General features: G+C 62.3%; 20 protein-coding genes and 1 other RNA gene. 14 read left to right on the plus strand and 7 right to left on the minus strand.

The genetic code is table 11. The features are described from left to right. Nucleotides 1–10 precede the first annotated feature (10 nt). Genes B0G73_RS25520 through B0G73_RS25530 form a run of 3 tightly spaced genes read left to right on the plus strand, consistent with a single transcriptional unit; the run spans nt 11 to nt 2,150 of the window. Nucleotides 11–751, plus strand: coding sequence for an amino acid ABC transporter permease (locus tag B0G73_RS25520; protein WP_106284011.1), 741 nt, complete (start codon nt 11–13; stop codon nt 749–751). Beyond that, nucleotides 751–1,428, plus strand: coding sequence for a glutamate/aspartate ABC transporter permease GltK (gene gltK, locus B0G73_RS25525; RefSeq protein ID WP_106284012.1), 678 nt, complete (start codon nt 751–753; stop codon nt 1,426–1,428). Before B0G73_RS25520 ends, gltK begins: the two co-directional genes overlap by 1 nt. Then, nucleotides 1,425–2,150 carry an amino acid ABC transporter ATP-binding protein gene (locus B0G73_RS25530; RefSeq protein WP_012434314.1) on the plus strand — a complete coding sequence of 242 codons (726 nt, stop codon included), beginning with the start codon at nt 1,425–1,427 and terminating at the stop codon, nt 2,148–2,150. Before gltK ends, B0G73_RS25530 begins: the two co-directional genes overlap by 4 nt. 118 nt (nt 2,151–2,268) lie before the next feature. Here the strand turns inward: B0G73_RS25530 and B0G73_RS25535 are convergent, their stop codons facing one another. Then, nucleotides 2,269–3,204, minus strand: coding sequence for a class II glutamine amidotransferase (locus B0G73_RS25535; RefSeq protein ID WP_106284013.1), 936 nt, complete (start codon nt 3,202–3,204; stop codon nt 2,269–2,271). A 166-nt stretch (nt 3,205–3,370) separates the two neighbouring features. On the opposite strand from B0G73_RS25535, the gene pyrC reads away from it, so the two are divergent. The 3 genes from pyrC to rnpB all read left to right on the plus strand — a co-directional run bounded on the left by pyrC (nt 3,371) and on the right by rnpB (nt 5,804). After that, the gene (gene pyrC, locus B0G73_RS25540; protein WP_106284014.1) at nt 3,371–4,432 is read left to right on the plus strand and encodes a dihydroorotase; all 1,062 of its coding nucleotides are present in this window, start codon (nt 3,371–3,373) and stop codon (nt 4,430–4,432) included. Nucleotides 4,433–4,443: 11 nt separating this feature from the next. Continuing rightward, on the plus strand, nt 4,444–5,271 hold the full coding sequence (locus B0G73_RS25545; RefSeq protein WP_106284015.1) for a DUF3025 domain-containing protein: 828 nt from the start codon (nt 4,444–4,446) through the stop codon (nt 5,269–5,271). 119 nt (nt 5,272–5,390) lie between these two features. After that, an RNA gene (gene rnpB, locus B0G73_RS25550) (RNase P RNA component class A) lies at nt 5,391–5,804 on the plus strand. Between the two features lie 113 nt (nt 5,805–5,917). Here the strand turns inward: rnpB and B0G73_RS25555 are convergent. Further along, nucleotides 5,918–6,340: an OsmC family protein gene (locus B0G73_RS25555; protein WP_106284016.1), complete on the minus strand. Its 423-nt coding sequence runs from the start codon at nt 6,338–6,340 to the stop codon at nt 5,918–5,920. Nucleotides 6,341–6,986: 646 nt separating this feature from the next. Between B0G73_RS25555 and rplM the strand changes: the two genes are divergently transcribed. The 3 genes from rplM (at nt 6,987) to erpA (ending at nt 8,463) form a co-directional block, all read left to right on the plus strand. Continuing rightward, a complete protein-coding gene (gene rplM, locus B0G73_RS25560) occupies nt 6,987–7,415 on the plus strand; it encodes a 50S ribosomal protein L13 (protein ID WP_007180422.1) in 429 nt (142 codons plus the stop codon). A gap of 11 nt (nt 7,416–7,426) precedes the next feature. Further along, on the plus strand, nt 7,427–7,819 hold the full coding sequence (rpsI, locus tag B0G73_RS25565) for a 30S ribosomal protein S9 (RefSeq protein ID WP_007180423.1): 393 nt from the start codon (nt 7,427–7,429) through the stop codon (nt 7,817–7,819). Nucleotides 7,820–8,097: 278 nt separating this feature from the next. After that, on the plus strand, nt 8,098–8,463 hold the full coding sequence (gene erpA, locus B0G73_RS25570; RefSeq protein ID WP_007180424.1) for an iron-sulfur cluster insertion protein ErpA: 366 nt from the start codon (nt 8,098–8,100) through the stop codon (nt 8,461–8,463). 83 nt (nt 8,464–8,546) lie between these two features. Here erpA and B0G73_RS25575 read toward each other — a convergent pair whose 3' ends face one another. Then, on the minus strand, nt 8,547–9,677 hold the full coding sequence (locus B0G73_RS25575) for an anhydro-N-acetylmuramic acid kinase (protein WP_106284017.1): 1,131 nt from the start codon (nt 9,675–9,677) through the stop codon (nt 8,547–8,549). A gap of 206 nt (nt 9,678–9,883) precedes the next feature. On the opposite strand from B0G73_RS25575, the gene tyrS reads away from it, so the two are divergent. The 3 genes from tyrS (at nt 9,884) to B0G73_RS25590 (ending at nt 12,400) form a co-directional block, all read left to right on the plus strand. Continuing rightward, nucleotides 9,884–11,134 carry a tyrosine--tRNA ligase gene (tyrS, locus tag B0G73_RS25580; RefSeq protein WP_106284018.1) on the plus strand — a complete coding sequence of 417 codons (1,251 nt, stop codon included), beginning with the start codon at nt 9,884–9,886 and terminating at the stop codon, nt 11,132–11,134. 31 nt (nt 11,135–11,165) lie between these two features. After that, the gene (gene dtd, locus B0G73_RS25585; RefSeq protein ID WP_106284019.1) at nt 11,166–11,624 is read left to right on the plus strand and encodes a D-aminoacyl-tRNA deacylase; all 459 of its coding nucleotides are present in this window, start codon (nt 11,166–11,168) and stop codon (nt 11,622–11,624) included. Between the two features lie 104 nt (nt 11,625–11,728). Further along, a complete protein-coding gene (locus B0G73_RS25590) occupies nt 11,729–12,400 on the plus strand; it encodes a histidine phosphatase family protein (RefSeq protein ID WP_106284020.1) in 672 nt (223 codons plus the stop codon). A 186-nt stretch (nt 12,401–12,586) separates the two neighbouring features. Here the strand turns inward: B0G73_RS25590 and B0G73_RS25595 are convergent, their stop codons facing one another. The 3 genes from B0G73_RS25595 to ruvA form a co-directional block, all read right to left on the minus strand. Then, nucleotides 12,587–13,528 (minus strand): oxygenase MpaB family protein, encoded by a 942-nt coding sequence (locus B0G73_RS25595; protein ID WP_106284021.1) that lies wholly within the window; start codon nt 13,526–13,528, stop codon nt 12,587–12,589. 35 nt (nt 13,529–13,563) lie between these two features. Further along, nucleotides 13,564–14,628 carry a Holliday junction branch migration DNA helicase RuvB gene (gene ruvB, locus B0G73_RS25600; protein ID WP_106284022.1) on the minus strand — a complete coding sequence of 355 codons (1,065 nt, stop codon included), beginning with the start codon at nt 14,626–14,628 and terminating at the stop codon, nt 13,564–13,566. 117 nt (nt 14,629–14,745) lie between these two features. Next, nucleotides 14,746–15,327, minus strand: a complete 582-nt coding sequence (gene ruvA / locus B0G73_RS25605) for a Holliday junction branch migration protein RuvA (RefSeq protein WP_106284023.1) — start codon at nt 15,325–15,327, stop codon at nt 14,746–14,748. A gap of 160 nt (nt 15,328–15,487) precedes the next feature. Between ruvA and B0G73_RS25610 the strand changes: the two genes are divergently transcribed. After that, nucleotides 15,488–16,120, plus strand: coding sequence for a LysE family translocator (locus B0G73_RS25610; protein ID WP_106284024.1), 633 nt, complete (start codon nt 15,488–15,490; stop codon nt 16,118–16,120). A 217-nt stretch (nt 16,121–16,337) separates the two neighbouring features. On the opposite strand, the gene ruvC is transcribed toward B0G73_RS25610, so the two are convergent. Further along, entirely contained in the window at nt 16,338–16,880 is a 543-nt protein-coding gene (ruvC, locus tag B0G73_RS25615; protein ID WP_106284025.1) for a crossover junction endodeoxyribonuclease RuvC, read from the minus strand. 128 nt (nt 16,881–17,008) lie between these two features. Between ruvC and B0G73_RS25620 the strand changes: the two genes are divergently transcribed. Then, nucleotides 17,009–17,248, plus strand: a complete 240-nt coding sequence (locus B0G73_RS25620; protein WP_106284026.1) for a hypothetical protein — start codon at nt 17,009–17,011, stop codon at nt 17,246–17,248. Nucleotides 17,249–17,476 lie beyond the last annotated feature (228 nt).

The raw sequence follows: 17,476 nt of genomic DNA on the forward strand, positions 1-17,476 counted from the left end.
AGTCTTGGTCATGTCATATCACTGGAACTGGGGCATTCTGCTGAGTCCCGTCTCCACCGGCGAGCCGACCACGTATCTGGGCTGGCTGCTGTCGGGCTTCTGGGTGACGATTACCGTGTCGCTGTCGGCGTGGGTGATCGCGCTGATCGTCGGTTCGTTGTTCGGCGTGCTGCGCACGGTGCCGAATAAATGGGCGTCGGGCATCGGCACGCTCTATGTCGCGATTTTCCGTAACATCCCGCTGATCGTGCAGTTCTTCATCTGGTATCTGGTGATACCGGAGTTGCTGCCCGCTTCGATCGGCAACTGGTTCAAGCAACTGCCGCCGAGCGCGCAGTTTTTCTCGTCGTCGATCATCTGTCTCGGGCTATTCACGGCTGCGCGCGTGTGCGAGCAGGTGCGCTCGGGGATCAACGCGTTGCCGAAGGGTCAGCGCGCCGCGGGCCTTGCCATGGGCTTCACGCAATGGCAGACGTACCGCTATGTTCTGCTGCCGGTCGCCTACCGCATCATCGTGCCGCCGCTGACTTCCGAGTTTCTGAATATCTTCAAGAACTCGGCGGTGGCGTCGACGATCGGTCTGCTCGATCTGTCCGCCCAGGCGCGCCAACTGGTCGACTACACGTCGCAGACGTATGAGTCGTTCATCGCGGTCACGATCGCGTACATGCTGATCAATCTGGTCGTGATGCAACTCATGCGCTGGGTCGAAGCCAAGACCCGGTTGCCCGGCTATATCGGAGGCAAGTAATGCATCATTTCGACTGGAGCGGTATTCCGGGCGCATTGCCTACGCTGTGGACCGGCGCCATTGTCACGTTGAAGATCACGCTGATCGCAATCGTGTTCGGTATCGTCTGGGGCACCATTCTCGCCATGTTGCGGCTGTCGTCGTTCAAACCCTTCGAGTGGTTCGCGAAGGGCTACGTGACGATTTTCCGTTCCATCCCGCTGGTGATGGTGCTGCTGTGGTTCTTCCTGATCGTGCCGCAAGTGCTGCAAAACGTGCTCGGTTTGTCGCCGGATATCGACATTCGCCTCGCGTCGGCCATGGTCGCTTTCTCGCTGTTCGAGGCGGCTTACTATTCGGAGATTATCCGCGCCGGCATTCAGTCGGTGGCGCGCGGGCAGGTCAACGCGTCGTTCGCGCTCGGCATGACATACGCGCAGTCCATGCGTCTGATCGTGCTGCCGCAGGCATTCCGCGCCATGGTGCCGCTGCTGCTCACGCAGGGCATTGTGCTGTTTCAGGATACGTCGCTCGTCTACGTGATCAGCCTCGCCGACTTCTTCCGCACCGCCACGAATATTGGCGACCGTGACGGTACGAATGTCGAGATGGTACTGTTCGCGGGCGCGTGTTATTTCGTGATCTGTGTGGTCGCGTCGAGCCTCGTCAAAGGTCTTCAGAAAAAGGTCGCAAGATGATCTCTATCAAGAATGTTTCGAAGTGGTACGGCCAGTTTCAAGTGCTGACCGACTGCACGACGGAAGTCAAAAAGGGTGAAGTGGTGGTGGTGTGCGGGCCGTCGGGCTCGGGCAAATCCACGCTGATCAAAACCGTCAACGGCCTCGAGCCGTTCCAGAAGGGCGAGATCGTCATCAACGGCCAGTCGCTCACCGACAAGAAAACCAATCTGTCGAAGCTGCGTGCCAAGGTCGGCATGGTGTTCCAGCACTTCGAACTGTTCCCGCATCTGTCGATCGTGCAGAACCTCACGCTCGCGCAGGTGAAGGTGCTCGGCCGCTCGAACGACGAGGCGACGGCGAAGGGTTTGAAGCTGCTCGATCGCGTCGGCCTGCGTGCGCATGCTGACAAGTTTCCGGGCCAGTTGTCGGGTGGCCAGCAACAGCGCGTGGCGATTGCGCGCGCATTGTCGATGGATCCGATCGCCATGCTGTTCGACGAGCCGACCTCCGCGCTTGATCCGGAAATGATCAACGAAGTGCTCGACGTGATGGTCGAACTCGCGCAGGAAGGCATGACCATGATGTGCGTGACGCACGAAATGGGCTTCGCGAAGAAGGTCGCGCACCGCGTGATCTTCATGGACAAAGGCTTGATCGTCGAGGACGACCGCAAGGAAGACTTCTTCGCCAATCCGAAGTCGGATCGCGCGAAGGATTTTCTGGCGAAGATCCTGCACTGAGTTTGTTGTGGCGTCGCGCCGCGCAGTTCACGCGTCGCGGCGCGGGCAGAAAAAAGCCGCTTCGGAAGAAGCGGCTTTGTTGTTTCTGGCGATTCGTTTTTTTAGCGAATCCTCGCGCTCAGGATTCGAACGCGGCCGCGTCGTCTGCGGCTTCGAGATCGACCTCGGCTTGCGCATCGGGCGACGAGCCAGTCGAAGCTGCGATCGTGCTCGCCGACGCCGACGCATCCAAAGCCGGATTGCGCAGCTTTTCCAGCACCGCAGCCGGCACCGGCACATTGACGCGGCCGATCACGTCGCCGTGCTGGAACATCATCAGATCGCCCGGTTCGAAGGCGGTCCACACTTCGTTGTCGGTCAGCGGCTTGGTGGCGATCACCGCGACGCGGTCTTCGGGCGTGGTGTATTTGGCGAAATCGATCGACACGTCGGCGTCGACGAGATGCGCGGTGGAAAACGGCCAGCGCCGCACGATGTAGTGCAGATGCGTGGAGCAATGCGCGAACAGCGCCTGGCCGTTCGACATCAGGAAATTAAATACGCCGAACTGTGTGATTTCGCGCGTGAGGGTTTCGAGCGCGGCAAACAGTTCGTCGAGCGGCGGTTGCTGCGCGCCGGGAAACGCCTTGCGCAGGCCTTCGAGGAGCGCGCAGAAAGCGAGTTCGCTGTCGGTTGTGCCAACCGGCTGATACACGCCCGATAGCGCCGGCGAATAATCCTTGAGGTCGCCGTTATGCGCGAAGATCCAGTGGCGTCCCCACAGTTCGCGCATGAACGGGTGGCAGTTTTCCAGCAGGATGTGCCCTTGCGTCGCTTTGCGGATATGCGCGATCGTGTTCTTCGATTTGATCGGGTAGCGCTTGACCATTTCGGCAATCGGCGAGGTCGCCGACGACTGATGGTCGATGAACAGGCGGCAGGCTTTGTCTTCGAAGAAGGCGATACCCCAGCCGTCGGCGTGGTGATCAGTGACGCCGCCGCGCGCCGCAAAGCCGGTGAACGAGAACGTGACGTCCGTTGGCGCGGCGCAGTTCATTCCAAGAAGTTGGCACATGTTGCGGGTAAGCCTGTGAACGGGGCGAGCCGTTACAATGATGATTTTCCAAGCATATCACCGAGCCAGAAACGCCAAATAGCAAAATTGACACGTGTTTATGCCGCAACGTTGCGGATTGACCGCGTAGATTGGCTTTTGTCGTCGAATCTCGTCCCCCGCCGCCATGACCGCTTCCAACGCTTCTATCGACTCCATCACGCTCGCCCGTCCGGATGACTGGCACCTGCACGTCCGCGACGGCGCAATGCTGGCGGCCGTGTTGCCGGACACCGCGCGCCAGTTCGGCCGTGCGATCATCATGCCGAACCTGAAGCCGCCGGTCACGACCACCGCGATGGCGCAGGCGTATCGCGAGCGAATCGTTGCCGTGATTCCCGAAGGCGCGAAATTCGAACCGCTGATGACGCTGTACCTCACCGACAACACGCCGCCCGACGAAATCCGCCGCGCGCGCGAAAGCGGCTTCGTGCATGGCGTGAAGCTGTATCCGGCGGGCGCGACGACCAATTCGGACGCGGGCGTCACCGACATCATGAAGTGCGCGAAAACGCTCGAGGTCATGCAGGAAGTGGGCATGCCGCTGCTCGTGCACGGCGAAGTGACGGATTCGTCGATCGATCTGTTCGACCGCGAGAAGGTGTTCATCGACCGGGTCATGACGCCGTTGCGCCGCGAGTTTCCGGCGCTGAAGGTGGTGTTCGAGCACATCACCACGAAAGACGCGGTGGACTATATCCGCGAAGCCGGCGCAGCGCCGGAACTGCTGGGCGCGACGATTACGGCGCATCACCTGCTGTACAACCGCAACGCGATCTTCCAGGGCGGCATTCGGCCGCATTACTACTGTTTGCCGGTGTTGAAGCGGGAGACGCATCGCGTGGCGCTGGTCGAAGCGGCGACCTCGGGCAATCCGCGTTTCTTCCTCGGCACGGATAGCGCGCCGCATCCGAAGGGGCTGAAAGAGCATGCATGCGGCTGCGCGGGTTGCTATACGGCGCTGCATGCTTTGGAGCTGTACACGGAAGCGTTCGACAACGCCAACGCGCTCGATAAGCTCGAAGGCTTCGCGAGCTTTTTCGGCGCAGACTTCTACGGCCTGCCGCGCAGTGAAGAGAAGGTCACGCTGCGCCGCGAGGAATGGACGCTGCCGGCTGAATTGCCGGTCGGCGATACGCCGGTCGTGCCGCTGCGCGGCGGCGAGTCGATTGGCTGGCGGCTGGTTTAAGGCTCAGCAAGATGCAGGCGCACGAGGCGGAGCCGACGGGCTTTGCTGCAATCGACTGGACCAGGCCGTGGTTCGCGCCTTTTGTCGAACGCGGCAAGCGGTGGCAGCAAGCGGCCCTGACGAGCTACGTGGCATTGCTCGCTGAGATGAACGCCGATGCCGGTGCGATGCGGCAGATCACCGGGCGCGGTCAGCGCCTCGCGTTCATCGCGCAAGATGATTTGCCTGCCGGCGCGGCGTACGAGGCGCATATCGCGTCGACCGGCTGTGTGCCGACGCGCCACAATCTGCACGACTTCTTCAATGCGTCGATGTGGTTCGCCTTTCCGCGCATCAAAGCGGCGCTGAACGCGCGGCAGTCGGCGGCCATCGACGTGTTGGGCGTCGGTCCGACCCGCGGCGGCGTGCGCGATGCGCTAACCCTGTTCGATGAAAACGCGCTGCTGTTCGCTTGCGCTGATCCTGCTTTGAGCGAGGCCTTGCGTGGGTTCGACTGGCATACGCTGCTGGTGGCCCGGCGCGATGCATGGGGGGCGAGTTGCGAAGTGCGATGTTTCGGCCATGCGCTGATGGAGAAGCTGATTGCGCCGTTCAAGGCTTGCACGGGGCATGCCTGGATCGTCGAAGTGCCGGCCGTGTATTTTGACTGGGACGTTGCGAAGCGAGACGCCTGGCTGGACGACTCCGTCGCGGCGGCGCTGCTGAATACCGATGCGCTGGCAAGCCGCATGTTTGCGCCGTTGCCGGTGCTGGGTGTTCCGGGTTGGTGGCCGGAGAACGAGTCGCGCGAGTTTTACGACGACACCTCCGTGTTTCGCTCGGGGCGGCGTGCGCGTTGAGCGCGGCAGGTGCGTTCGGATTCCGACGCGGAAACTGACCTCGGATTCTCCTGGCCGTTCGGCTATTTCAGCGGTTAAACCGGGCCGTCCGTCCCGCAGATGTTAAAATCCGCCCCAGCAAAGCAGGCTAGGCAGTCGCGGCCTCCGAGGTTTCGGCCGAAGAGGGCGAGGAAAGTCCGGACTCCACAGGGCAGGGTGATGGCTAACGGCCATCCGTGGCAACACGCGGAACAGGGCAACAGAAAGCAAACCGCCGATGGCCCGGCGCAAGCCGGGATCAGGTAAGGGTGAAACGGTGCGGTAAGAGCGCACCGCGGCTGCTGCAAGGCAGACCGGCACGGTAACCTCCACCCGGAGCAATTCCAAGTAGGCAGGCTAGCATCTTCGAGATGCAGGACGGGGCCCCTGTCACGTCTGCGGGTAGGAAGCTTGAGCGCGTCAGCAATGGCGCGCCTAGAGGAATGGCTGCCACGCGCGTCGCGTCTTCGGGCGTTGCGCGTGCACAGAATCCGGCTTATCGGCTTGCTTTGCCACCTGACAAAAAAATGCCGGCGTCCATCTGGACGCCGGCATTTTTCTTTTAGTGCGCGTGCAGGGCGGCGAGTGTTCGTTCGGCACCCGCGCCGCGGTCGCCGTGAGGCGGCAATCAGCCCGCGACGATGTCAAACGAGTGCGTCAACTCAGCGGTCTTCGCGATCATGATCGACGCCGAGCAGTATTTGTCGTGCGACAGGTTGATCGCGCGTTCCACAGTGGCCGGGTTCAGATTTTTGCCCGTCACCGTGAAATGGAAGTGAATTTTGGTGAACACTTTCGGATCTTCGCTGGCGCGTTCGGCCTTCAGCGTCACCGAGCAATCGCTGATTTCCTGACGGCTTTTCTTCAGGATCATCACGACGTCGTAGGCGGTGCAGCCGCCCGTGCCGAGCAAAACCATTTCCATCGGACGCGGCGCGAGGTTGCGGCCGCCGCCTTCAGGCGCGCCGTCCATTGTCACCAGATGCCCGCTGCCCGTCTCGGCTGCGAACGCCATCCCGTCCTGCCCCATCCAGCTCACCTTGCATTCCATGCTGTGCTCCACCGCGCGTTTACTTTATCGAAAGGGCATTGTAGCCGGGTGTTTGGGTGTCTGCCCGAGGCGACTTTTGCTTCCAGTTATGCCGGATGCGGCTTGTGTGTTGCGCTGCGGCATGTTCAGCCGCATCGGGAAGGCCCTGACATGGTTAGGGGTTTTACTCTAGATGACAACTAACGGCATGGTCGCGCAAGCGGTATTTAGCGTTTGATTTCAAAGGAAAATTTGCGATATGGTGCCGAGAAAGTTGACTTTCACATTGTGAAATCACGTTTCGCAATGCAAATGTTCTTGCATCGCACAAGGTCGGCTCATATAATCGTTTCTGTCTCCTCCACCTCCTCCTTTGGTGGATTAAACCCGAACCGCTCGTTCGGGTTTTTTTTCGCCCGCGTCCTGCGCGCTCGGGCGCGATAGTGCGTCAAATGCGTCAAATCGCGCTTCCAATAGCCGGATCGCCGCGAAATCTCGCGCACATTCCCGTACGTTTTGACTTGCCGTAGCAAATTCCTTTATAATTCAGGGCTTTTCCGCATCCGCGCCCGCGGAGGAAGAACCAGGGAGAGCCTGCACGCGCCTCGATGCGCACACTACAAGCAGGAAAAAACACATTGGGCGCAGCAATTTTTTTGGATCGATCATGAAGACGTTTTCCGCAAAAGCCCATGAGGTTACGCGTGAATGGTACGTGATTGACGCGACGGATAAGGTTCTCGGGCGTGTCGCCAGCGAAGTGGCACACCGTCTTCGCGGCAAGCACAAGCCTGAATTCACTCCGCACGTCGACACCGGTGATTTCATCATCGTTATCAACGCGGGTAAGTTGCGCGTCACGGGCAACAAGGCTACTGACAAGAAGTACTACCGTCACTCGGGCTACCCGGGCGGTATCTATGAAACGACGTTCGGCAAGATGCAAGAACGCTTCCCGGGCCGCGCGCTCGAGAAAGCGGTCAAGGGCATGCTGCCGAAGGGCCCGCTCGGCTACGCGATGATCAAGAAGCTGAAGGTCTACGCTGAAGCAACGCATCCGCATTCGGCACAACAGCCGAAAGCGCTCGAGATCTAAGGGGAGCCCACATGATCGGTAACTGGAATTACGGCACGGGCCGCCGCAAGAGCGCCGTCGCACGCGTCTTCATCAAGGCTGGCAAGGGCGAGATCATTGTTAACGGCAAGCCTATCGCCGATTACTTCTCGCGCGAAACGTCGCTCATGATCGTGCGTCAGCCGCTGGAACTCACGAACCACGGCGTCACGTTCGACATCAAAGTCAACGTGAACGGTGGTGGTGAAACGGGTCAAGCCGGTGCGGTTCGCCACGGCATCACGCGCGCGCTGATGGACTACGACGCAACGCTGAAGCCGGAACTGTCGAAGGCTGGCTTCGTTACGCGTGACGCACGTGAAGTCGAACGTAAGAAGGTCGGCTTCCACAAGGCACGTCGCAGGAAGCAATTCTCGAAGCGTTAATCGCTTCGGGCGCGAGCCGGCTTTCGGGCGGGCGCGCTGCAAAAGCCGCCAACGCTTTCGCGTTGGCGGCTTTTTTTCATGGGTTCGCGGCTCAGTGCTCCCGGTGCTGCCGCGACGAACTCGTCGCCAAAGCGGCGATGTATCCCGCCTGGCGGGGCTGGCGGCGGCAAAATGCGCCGTCCCTCAATTTGCGGGAAGAACCCATTGATTTTGTGGGCTTCAGCACGATATCGAGATCAGCCCTACAATAGCGGTTAGAAGCTTTTTGGAGAGTTCGAATGAACGCAGTCACTGATACACCCGTGACCGAGATGCCCGCCCCCTTCGTTTTTACCGACGCAGCGGCTGACAAGGTCAAGCAACTGATCGAAGAAGAAGGCAATGCGGACCTCAAACTGCGCGTTTTCGTGCAGGGCGGCGGCTGCTCGGGCTTTCAGTACGGTTTTACCTTCGACGAAGCCGTCAACGAAGACGACACCGTCATGAACAAGAGCGGCGTCCAGCTGCTGATCGATTCCATGAGCTACCAGTACCTGGTCGGCGCTGAGATCGACTACAAGGACGACATCAACGGCGCGCAGTTCGTCATCAAGAACCCGAATGCTACGACCACCTGTGGTTGCGGCTCATCGTTCTCGGTGTGATGGCTCGTTGAGTAAGAGGTTGAAATGAGAAACGGGGCTTCGGCCCCGTTTCTTATTTCCCGCACCAATAAACTGTGTATCGGTCAGCGCGGATAAATCGCTCCTAGCACACGCTCGGCCGACGCGCCCGTCACCGCCGGCAGATTGCCTGGCAAACGCGCCACGCAGCGCATCGCAAGCCAGGCGAACGCCAGCGGCTCGACCTGGCTTGGCGGCACGCCGAGCGCATCCGTCGTCATGACGGGTACGCCGCTCACGCCGCTTTCTTCCAGCGCCTGCTGCAAGGCTTTCAGGATCTCCGGATTGCGCGCGCCGCCGCCGCAGACATAGACCGCTCTCGCATCCGATGCGTGCCGTTCGATTTCGCGCGCGACTGTCACCGCCGTGAGCGCCACCAGCGTCGCTTGCACGTCGGCGGGGGCGAGTCCGGCGAATGGCTGCAGCTTCGCGTCGAGCCATTCCGCGTTGAACAGGTCGCGGCCGGTGCTCTTCGGCGGCTGTTGCGCGAAAAAGGGCTCATCGAGCAAGGTGTTCAACAGCGAGCGATCCACCTGGCCGCCCGCCGCGAAATGGCCGTTCTCATCGAATGGTTTGCCGAGATGGCGTTGCGCCCACTCGTCGAGCAGCGCATTGGCCGGCCCGCAGTCGAACCCGCGCACGCTGCCCGTCGCGTTCAGAATCGTGATATTGCTGATGCCGCCAAGATTGCAAACCACGCGCGTTTCGTTTTTCGCCCCGAACACCGTGGCGTGAAACGCCGGCACGAGCGGTGCGCCCTGGCCGCCGGCCGCGACGTCGCGGCTGCGGAAATCGGCGATCACGTCGATATGCATCATTTCCGCGAGCAATGCCGGGTTGTTGATTTGCCGCGTATAGCCCTTTTCCGGCCGATGCCGCACCGTCTGCCCATGCACGCCGATCGCGCGCACCTCCGCGGCGGGAACGCGGCTGTTGTGCAGCAGGTCGTGGCAACACACCGCGTAACGCGTGGCGAGCGCATTGGCAGCGAGCGCCTCGCGCTCGATCTCGTTGTCGCCGGGTTGCTGGAGCGCGAACAATGCGTCGCGCAGGCCCGCGGCAAAGCCGACGAACGCCTCGGCCAGCACCACCGGCGGCTTGCCTTGCGCGAACCTGACGGCCACGCCGTCCACGCCGTCCATGCTGGTGCCGGACATCAATCCAAAGTAGACGCCGTCTGCGGGGTCTTGCGCCACGTTGCTGCTCCTCTCGATGGTTCGTTGCGATTCGTTGTAGCAGATTATCGGGTGAAGCGCGGTCGAATATAAAGCGTCGCGACGCGGGTGGCACGACGTTGAACGGAGAAATCGTGCACCGGCGGGGCGTTCTTAGGTGCCTCATTGGGCGCGGCGGCGCGCATCTATGGGACAATCTCCTTTTTTCGCGACTTCACGTTTCCAGCATGAGCACCGAGTCCACCAAGCCTAATCCCGCTGCCGCCTTCCCGATCACCGACGAAGTCCGTCACGCCCTCGCCGTCACCAAACGCGGTGTCGACGAACTGCTGATCGAAGACGAATTCGCGCAAAAACTCGCGAAGAGCGCGGCGACTGGCAAGCCGCTGCGTATCAAACTCGGGCTCGATCCGACCGCGCCGGACATCCACATCGGCCACACGGTCGTGTTGAACAAGATGCGTCAGCTGCAGGATCTCGGCCACACCGTGATCTTCCTGATCGGTGATTTCACGTCGCTGATCGGCGATCCGTCGGGCCGCAACGCCACGCGTCCGCCCCTCACGCGCGAGCAGATCGAATCGAACGCGAAAACGTATTTCGATCAGGCCGCGCTCGTGCTCGACCGCGACAAGACCGAGATCCGCTACAACAGCGAATGGTCGATGCCGCTCGGCGCCGACGGCATGATCAAGCTCGCGTCACGCTACACGGTGGCGCGGATTCTCGAACGCGAAGACTTCACCAAGCGTTTTCAGGGTGGCGTGCCGATCTCGATTCACGAGTTCCTGTATCCGCTGATGCAAGGCTACGACTCGGTGGCGCTGAACGCGGATCTCGAACTCGGCGGCACGGACCAGAAGTTCAATCTGCTGGTAGGCCGCGAGTTGCAGAAGCAATACGGCCAGGAACAGCAATGCATCCTGACAATGCCGCTGCTCGAAGGGCTGGACGGCGTCGAGAAGATGTCGAAGTCGAAGAACAACTACATCGGCATCAGCGAAAAGCCGACCGACATGTTCGGCAAGCTGATGAGCATTTCCGATGTGCTGATGTGGCGTTACTTCGAACTGCTGTCGTTCCGTCCGATGGACGAAATCGCCGGGTTCAAGAGGGAAATCGAAGCGGGCCGCAATCCGCGCGATTTCAAGGTGCTGCTCGGCCAGGAAATCGTCGCACGCTTCCACTCGCAAGCCGATGCCGAGCGCGCGCTCGAAGACTTCAACCATCGCGCGAAAGGCGGCGTGCCGGACGATATTCCGGCCGTGACGCTCGCGGGCGCACCGCTCGCGATTGGCCAGTTGCTCAAGCAGGCCAATCTCGTGCCGTCGACGAGCGAAGCGCTGCGCAACATCGAGCAGGGCGGTGTGAAGATCGACGGCGCGACCGTGTCCGACAAGGGCCTGAAAGTCGAAGCCGGCGAGTACGTCGTGCAGGTCGGCAAGCGCCGTTTTGCGCGCGTTACGCTGACAGCCTGATGTTCAGAGCGGCGCTTCCGGAGTTGAGCCGATGATCGCGCTGATCCAACGCGTGCGGCGCGCGGAAGTGCGCGTGGCCGACCGCGTGACCGGCGGGATCGAAGCGGGACTGCTCGCGTTCGTGTGCGCCGAACGCGGCGACACCGAGGCAGCCGCCGAACGGCTGCTGGCCAAGGTGCTCGGCTACCGCGTGTTCAGCGATGCCGCCGGCAAGATGAATCTCTCCGTGCAGAATATCGACGGCGCCGGGCGCGCGGGCGGTTTGCTGCTCGTGTCGCAGTTCACGCTGGCCGCGGACACCAACAGCGGCCTGCGCCCGAGCTTTACGCCGGCCGCGCCGCCGGATGAAGGCAAGCGCCTGTTCGACTACTTCGTCGCGGCGGCGCGGGTGAAACATCCGATCGTCGAGACCGGCGAGTTCGGCGCCGACATGCAGGTCTCGCTCGTCAACGACGGGCCGGTCACGTTCTGGCTAAAGACGAACGCCTGATCTCTATCCTTCAATGCGCACCTTGGCGTGCGCATCCATTCCTCCAGCCGCTTTTGCGACAATAGCGGCTCGGCAACACCGGCCAAGGCGCCCACTTTCTTTCCATGACGACGCAGATTCTGTTCATCCGGCACGGCGAGACCGACTGGAACCGCATCAAGCGCATTCAAGGTCACATCGACATTCCGCTCGCTACCACGGGGCTCGCGCAAGCGCAGCGCCTGGCGCGCCGCATGGCCGATGAGGCGAAGCAGGGCGCACGCCTCGACGCGATCTATTCGAGCGACCTGCAACGCGCGCAGCAAACTGCCCAGCCGGTCGCCGACGTGCTCAGCTTGCCGCTGCAATTGCGCGAGGGTCTGCGCGAGCGTTCCTATGGCGCGTTCCAGGGCCACGATAGCGACGAGATCGCCCTGCGTTTCCCCGACGAATACGCGCACTGGCAAACCCGCGATGCAGGCTTCGCACCGCCGGACGGCGAGTCGCTGCGCACGCTCTACCATCGCGTGCTGCACGCGATCGAACCGCTGGTCGCCGCGCATCCCGGTGGGCGGATTGCCTGCGTCGCGCACGGCGGCGTGCTCGATTGCGTGCGACGCTTTGCCTGCGGTTTGCCGCTCGATGCACCGCGTAACTACCCGCTGCTGAACACGAGCGTGAACACGGTGGATTTCGACAACGGCAAGGCGACGATCGTGTCGTGGGCGGACGTCTCGCACCTCGATGCGCCGAGCGAGGATGATAGCTTCAAGAAGGTGCCGCAGCCGGGGCGGTGATTGGCGTGCGTCGATTGGGCGGCGTGAGTTTGCGCGGCTGATTCGGACCGTCCGCGCGCGGCCAGCGAATTCGGGCGGCCGAAGAACGGTGTCGCAACTTATACGCATATTCACGCGGTTTTTGTCCGCGACTGTCACGGACGTTTGATCGCGCAGCTTGTGCGCGTTCGAGCGCCGTCGCTCGCGTTACTCCGTTTCGCTTACGCCAGCGGCGACGCGCCGGCGCGCCCGTTTCGACACACCATTCACCAGCGCCCAGCGAATGACCGGCGCGATTAGCCGCACACCAGGCCTCGCCACCGCGCGGCGAAGCACCGCATAGCGCTGGAATCCCAGCATCGCCTGTGCCCAATCGGGCAGAAGATCGACGCCGGCGTTGACCATCAAGACGCCGGCCGGCCGCATCGATACGCTCGGGGCGGGCGCGTTCATCAGAACCCTCACGACTTCGCGCGTGCGCTCGCTCGCGAAAAGCCCGGGCTGCATCGCGAGCAGATAAGCGTCGATCTCGGCGCGCGAACGCGGAATGTCCGACGCGCCGAGCATCTCCGCAATTCGTGCGGTCTCCATGAAGTACTGATCCTGCGCGGCGATCGACAGCGACGGATTCACATAGCGCAAGTGCGCGGTCATGAAACTCGATACTTCGGCGACATGCACCCAGGTCAACAGCGCGGGCTCGCTCGCGCGATAGGGCCGGCCGTCAGGCGCGACGCCGCTCACGCCAAGATGAATGTGCTTCACACGTTCGATCAGCGCCAGCGCGTCGCGCCGGCTCCCGAAGGTGGTGCCCGCGATAAACGTCGCGGTGCGGCGCAGGCGGCCAAGAATATCCGTGCGAAACGTCGAATGGTCCCACACGCCGGCGAGCGCCAGCGGGTGCAGCGCCTGGAGCAGAAGCGCGCTGATGCCGCCCGTCATCATGGATGTGAAATCGGCGTGGACTTTCCAGCACATCGAGTCCGGGCCGAACAGACCAGGGTCGCCCGGAGGCGACGAGTAGTCGAGCGTGGGACCGCTGCCGCTTGTCAGATGCGTGACGCCGGCGGCCAGTTTCGAGCGGAGCCTGCCGGTGAGAAGATGCGCGAGACCGTTGGACGAGTTGGGCTGACTGGTTTGGTCGGACATCCTGATTCGGTTTCGTGAGGCTCGACGTGTGCCGCTCAGGTCGCGGCCGAATCCCATAGACCCGGCAGGCCGCTCGACGAATCCGGCGCGGCGAGGCCGAAATGCCGGTACGTGAGCAGCGTGGCGACGCGGCCGCGCGGCGTGCGTTGCAGGAAGCCTTGCTGGATCAGATACGGCTCGAGCACATCTTCAATCGTGTCGCGCTCTTCGCCGATTGCCGCCGCCAGATTGTCGACGCCGACCGGGCCGCCGTCGAACTTGTGCAGAATTGCTTCGAGCAGCTTACGGTCCATCAGGTCGAAGCCGACTGCATCCACGTCGAGCATCTTGAGTGCGGCGTCGGCCACTTGCGCGGTGATGTTGCCGTCGGCCTTCACTTCGGCGAAGTCACGTACGCGCCGCAGCAAGCGGTTCGCGATCCGCGGCGTGCCGCGCGCGCGCTTGGCGATTTCGAACGCGCCGTCAGGATGGATCTGTGCATGAAGCAGCGACGCCGAACGCGTAACGATGCGCGCCAGTTCCTCGGCGTTATAAAACTCGAGCCGCGCCACGATGCCGAAGCGGTCGCGCAGCGGGTTGGTCAGCATGCCCGCGCGCGTGGTCGCGCCGACCAGCGTGAACGGTTGCAGGTCGAGCTTCACGCTGCGCGCGGCCGGCCCTTCGCCGATCATGATGTCGATCTGATAATCCTCCAACGCCGGATACAGAATTTCTTCGACGACCGGCGAGAGCCGGTGGATTTCGTCGATGAACAAAACGTCGTTGGCTTCGAGATTGGTGAGCAGCGCGGCGAGGTCGCCGGCGCGCTCGAGCACCGGTCCCGACGTTTGCCGCAAATTCACGCCCATTTCCCGCGCGATGATGTGCGCCAGCGTGGTTTTGCCGAGGCCCGGCGGCCCGAACAGCAGGACGTGGTCGAGCGATTCGGAGCGGCGCTTGGCGGCCTCGATAAAGATTTCCAGCTGGCCGCGCACTTTTTCCTGCCCGACATATTCTTCGAGCTGGCGCGGACGCAACGCGCGCTCGAACGCTTCTTCGTTCGGCGAGACGGGCGTGGCCGCGATGATGCGCTCGGCGGCGAGTTTGTCGGTTTCGATCATGCGTTCATTGTACCGCGAGCCGCCTGCCGCGAAACTCGGCCGAATGGCCAGGGTGCGCGGCGTGTAGGCGCGTGCGAAGCTTCAGCTGTCGCTCGCATGTCGAACCGGAGGCTGAGCTTAGCCCTTGGACAGCGCCTTCAACGCGAGCTTGATGCCCTCGGAAACGCCGGTGCCGGCCGGCACGTTTTTGACGGCGGCCAACGCTTCTTTTTCGGAGTAACCCAATGCGAGCAGTGCGTTCAGGATATCGGAGGCGTGGTCGGATGCCGACGCCGCGCCCGCCATCGCGCCCAGGTCTGCGCCGATCTTGCCCTTCAGTTCGAGGAGCAAGCGCTCCGCCGTTTTCTTGCCGATGCCCGGCACGCGCGTCAGACGCGCCGCGTCCTGCATCGTGACGGTCTGCGCGAGTTCATGCACGCTCATGCCCGACAGCACCGCCAACGCCATGCGCGCGCCGATGCCGGAGATTTTCAGCAGTTCGCGGAACGTCGAGCGTTCCTCGGCGGTGCCGAAGCCGTACAGCAGATGCGCATCTTCGCGGACGATCATCTGCGTGAGCAACACGACGCGCTCGCCGGTGGAGGGCAGGTTGTAGAACGTGCTCATCGGCACATCGACTTCGTAACCGACGCCGTTGCAGTCGATGAGCAGATGCGGCGGGTTTTTTTCCAGCAGAACGCCGGCAATGCGACCGATCATGGCGAATTCAATCTCGAGAGAAAGGGCGAGTGTAGCGCAGCGCGTGAGCGTCGAGTGGACAGCGAGTTACGCGTAATCGCGGTTGACCCGCGCGAGGCCACCCCATAGACTGAGCTCCCTTTTGGCGGGTTCTCAACCCACTCACCCAGAAGGAGCTTTCATGCTGAGCCTCACCACTCTCGCGCTGTTTGGCGGCGCGTGTCTCGCGTTGACCGCCACGCCCGGTCCCGACATGTTGCTGATTGCCTCGCGCAGTGTGAGCCAGGGGCGTTCCGCGGGCTTTGCGTCGTTGGCGGGCATTCTGGTCGGCACGTATTGTCACGCGTTGGCCGCGGCGTTCGGCTTGTCACAACTCTTTCTGGCCGTGCCAATGGCATACGACGTCGTGCGATTTGCCGGCGCCGCGTACCTGCTCTATCTCGCCTGGAAAACATTCCGTGCGCAGGGCACGGTGCTCGCGCCCAATGCGTCGATGAGCCGTTATCCGATTGGCCGCATTTTCCGTCAGGGCCTCTTCACCAATCTGCTGAATCCAAAAGTCGCGCTGTTCGTGCTCGCACTATTTCCGCAATTCGTGCGGCCCGAAGCGGGGTCGGTCGCGTTGCAGATCATGGTATTGGCCACCGTGCTGAACCTGATCGGCTTCTGCGTGAATGGCGCGGTGATCCTGATGGCGAGCAAGCTGAGCCGCAAGCTGTCGGCAGGGCGGCGGCCGTCCCGGGTGCCGCAGTATTTGTTGGGTACGGTTTTCGCGGGGTTGGCTTGCCGCCTCGCGCTGGCTAGCCGGACTTGATCGGGCAACTGCGCAGTGTAGATGCGTTGCGTACCATCTTGCGTGAGCCGTGAGCCGTGAGCCGTGAGCCGTGAGCCGTGAGCCGTGAGCCGTGAGCCGTGAGCCGTGAGCCGTGAGCCGAGCCACGAACGCCGAGCCATGAGGCGGCCCACGGGCCTTGAGCGACGACGCACGCGGGCGCGGTGCTAAATGCGGTGAACGGGTTGCGCTTGTAGCGCTACCCCACCAAACGTCCGCGCCTCACCCGCAGCCCCTTCTTCGCCAGCGAGGGCGCAATGCCGCCCAACGTGCTTAGCGTCGTGCCGCCGTGTGCGTGGCAGATTGCCATGCCGAGCGCGTCGGCGGCGTCGGTGCCGGGTACGCCGGAGAGATTGAGCAGGCGCACCACCATTTGTTGCATCTGCTCTTTGGTTGCGCGGCCATAGCCCACCACGGCCTGTTTCAATTGCAGGGCCGTATATTCGGCGACCGGCACGCCACCCGCGACCAGTCCGCAGATCGCCGCGCCGCGCGCCTGGCCGAGCAGCAAGGTGGATTGCGGGTTGACGTTGACGAACACTTTTTCAATCGCCGACTGATCCGGCGAATGCTGGCGGATCAATGTGGAGATGCCTTCGAAGATAGTGCCCAGACGCGACGGCAAATCGGCGTCGGCGGTTTTGATGACGCCGCTTGCGACATAGCTGAGCTTGTGGCCGCTTTGGTCGATCACGCCGAAGCCGGTCACGCGCAGGCCGGGGTCGATGCCGAGAATTCTCATGAGGTGCCGCAAAGGCGGTAAAAACCAGGTGCTTGCGATACTACAACACCCGCGCCACGTGGCGGTCGGCGCGTGGCGATGTCGGCGGAATAAAAACTGCTGGGTGTGCTGCAAGGAGGCATTCGCACATGGAGCGCTATCGGAATCTCAGCGGCGACTCGGGCGTCGAGGCTTATGAAATCAGCGACGATTTCGTCGCAGTCCGCTTCAGGCACGGTGTGGTGTATTGGTACACCGAGGCCAGCGTCGGCGCACGGCATGTCGCTGCGTTGAAACGTCTCGCGCAACGCGGGCAGGGGCTCAGCACTTATATCAGCCAACACGCTGATGTGAGTGGCGGCTATGCGAGAAAGGAACCGGACGACTGAGCGACGCGCAACGCGGAGCGCGGGCATGGCAGAGCCGGAACAAGCGGCACACCGGGCACAACCGGAACAGGTGAAACAAAGCGGAACAAGCAAAGCAACCGGCACACGAGTCGCCCCAACGCCGCACCAAAAAAAACGGCCCGGCGAATAATTCCGCCAGGCCGTTTCCCTAAACCTCAACCCTCACCAGCAACCCCGGTTTCAACAAGAACCCGGCGCCACTGCCAA

Source organism: Paraburkholderia sp. BL25I1N1, from assembly GCF_003002025.1.
Taxonomy (GTDB): Bacteria; Pseudomonadota; Gammaproteobacteria; order Burkholderiales; family Burkholderiaceae; genus Paraburkholderia.

Bases quoted from the DNA above. Each gene is read 5' to 3' on its own strand.
- B0G73_RS25610 (WP_106284024.1), top strand. From the start codon at position 15,488: ATGCTGAGCCTCACCACTCTCGCGCTGTTTGGCGGCGCGTGTCTCGCG.
- pyrC (WP_106284014.1), top strand. From the start codon at position 3,371: ATGACCGCTTCCAACGCTTCTATCGACTCCATCACGCTCGCCCGTCCG.
- B0G73_RS25520 (WP_106284011.1), top strand. From the start codon at position 11: ATGTCATATCACTGGAACTGGGGCATTCTGCTGAGTCCCGTCTCCACC.
- B0G73_RS25620 (WP_106284026.1), top strand. From the start codon at position 17,009: ATGGAGCGCTATCGGAATCTCAGCGGCGACTCGGGCGTCGAGGCTTAT.
- B0G73_RS25535 (WP_106284013.1), bottom strand. From the start codon at position 3,204: ATGTGCCAACTTCTTGGAATGAACTGCGCCGCGCCAACGGACGTCACG.
- erpA (WP_007180424.1), top strand. From the start codon at position 8,098: ATGAACGCAGTCACTGATACACCCGTGACCGAGATGCCCGCCCCCTTC.
- ruvC (WP_106284025.1), bottom strand. From the start codon at position 16,880: ATGAGAATTCTCGGCATCGACCCCGGCCTGCGCGTGACCGGCTTCGGC.
- B0G73_RS25555 (WP_106284016.1), bottom strand. From the start codon at position 6,340: ATGGAATGCAAGGTGAGCTGGATGGGGCAGGACGGGATGGCGTTCGCA.
- ruvB (WP_106284022.1), bottom strand. From the start codon at position 14,628: ATGATCGAAACCGACAAACTCGCCGCCGAGCGCATCATCGCGGCCACG.
- B0G73_RS25595 (WP_106284021.1), bottom strand. From the start codon at position 13,528: ATGTCCGACCAAACCAGTCAGCCCAACTCGTCCAACGGTCTCGCGCAT.
- rplM (WP_007180422.1), top strand. From the start codon at position 6,987: ATGAAGACGTTTTCCGCAAAAGCCCATGAGGTTACGCGTGAATGGTAC.
- dtd (WP_106284019.1), top strand. From the start codon at position 11,166: ATGATCGCGCTGATCCAACGCGTGCGGCGCGCGGAAGTGCGCGTGGCC.
- rpsI (WP_007180423.1), top strand. From the start codon at position 7,427: ATGATCGGTAACTGGAATTACGGCACGGGCCGCCGCAAGAGCGCCGTC.
- B0G73_RS25590 (WP_106284020.1), top strand. From the start codon at position 11,729: ATGACGACGCAGATTCTGTTCATCCGGCACGGCGAGACCGACTGGAAC.
- B0G73_RS25530 (WP_012434314.1), top strand. From the start codon at position 1,425: ATGATCTCTATCAAGAATGTTTCGAAGTGGTACGGCCAGTTTCAAGTG.
- B0G73_RS25545 (WP_106284015.1), top strand. From the start codon at position 4,444: ATGCAGGCGCACGAGGCGGAGCCGACGGGCTTTGCTGCAATCGACTGG.
- tyrS (WP_106284018.1), top strand. From the start codon at position 9,884: ATGAGCACCGAGTCCACCAAGCCTAATCCCGCTGCCGCCTTCCCGATC.
- ruvA (WP_106284023.1), bottom strand. From the start codon at position 15,327: ATGATCGGTCGCATTGCCGGCGTTCTGCTGGAAAAAAACCCGCCGCAT.
- gltK (WP_106284012.1), top strand. From the start codon at position 751: ATGCATCATTTCGACTGGAGCGGTATTCCGGGCGCATTGCCTACGCTG.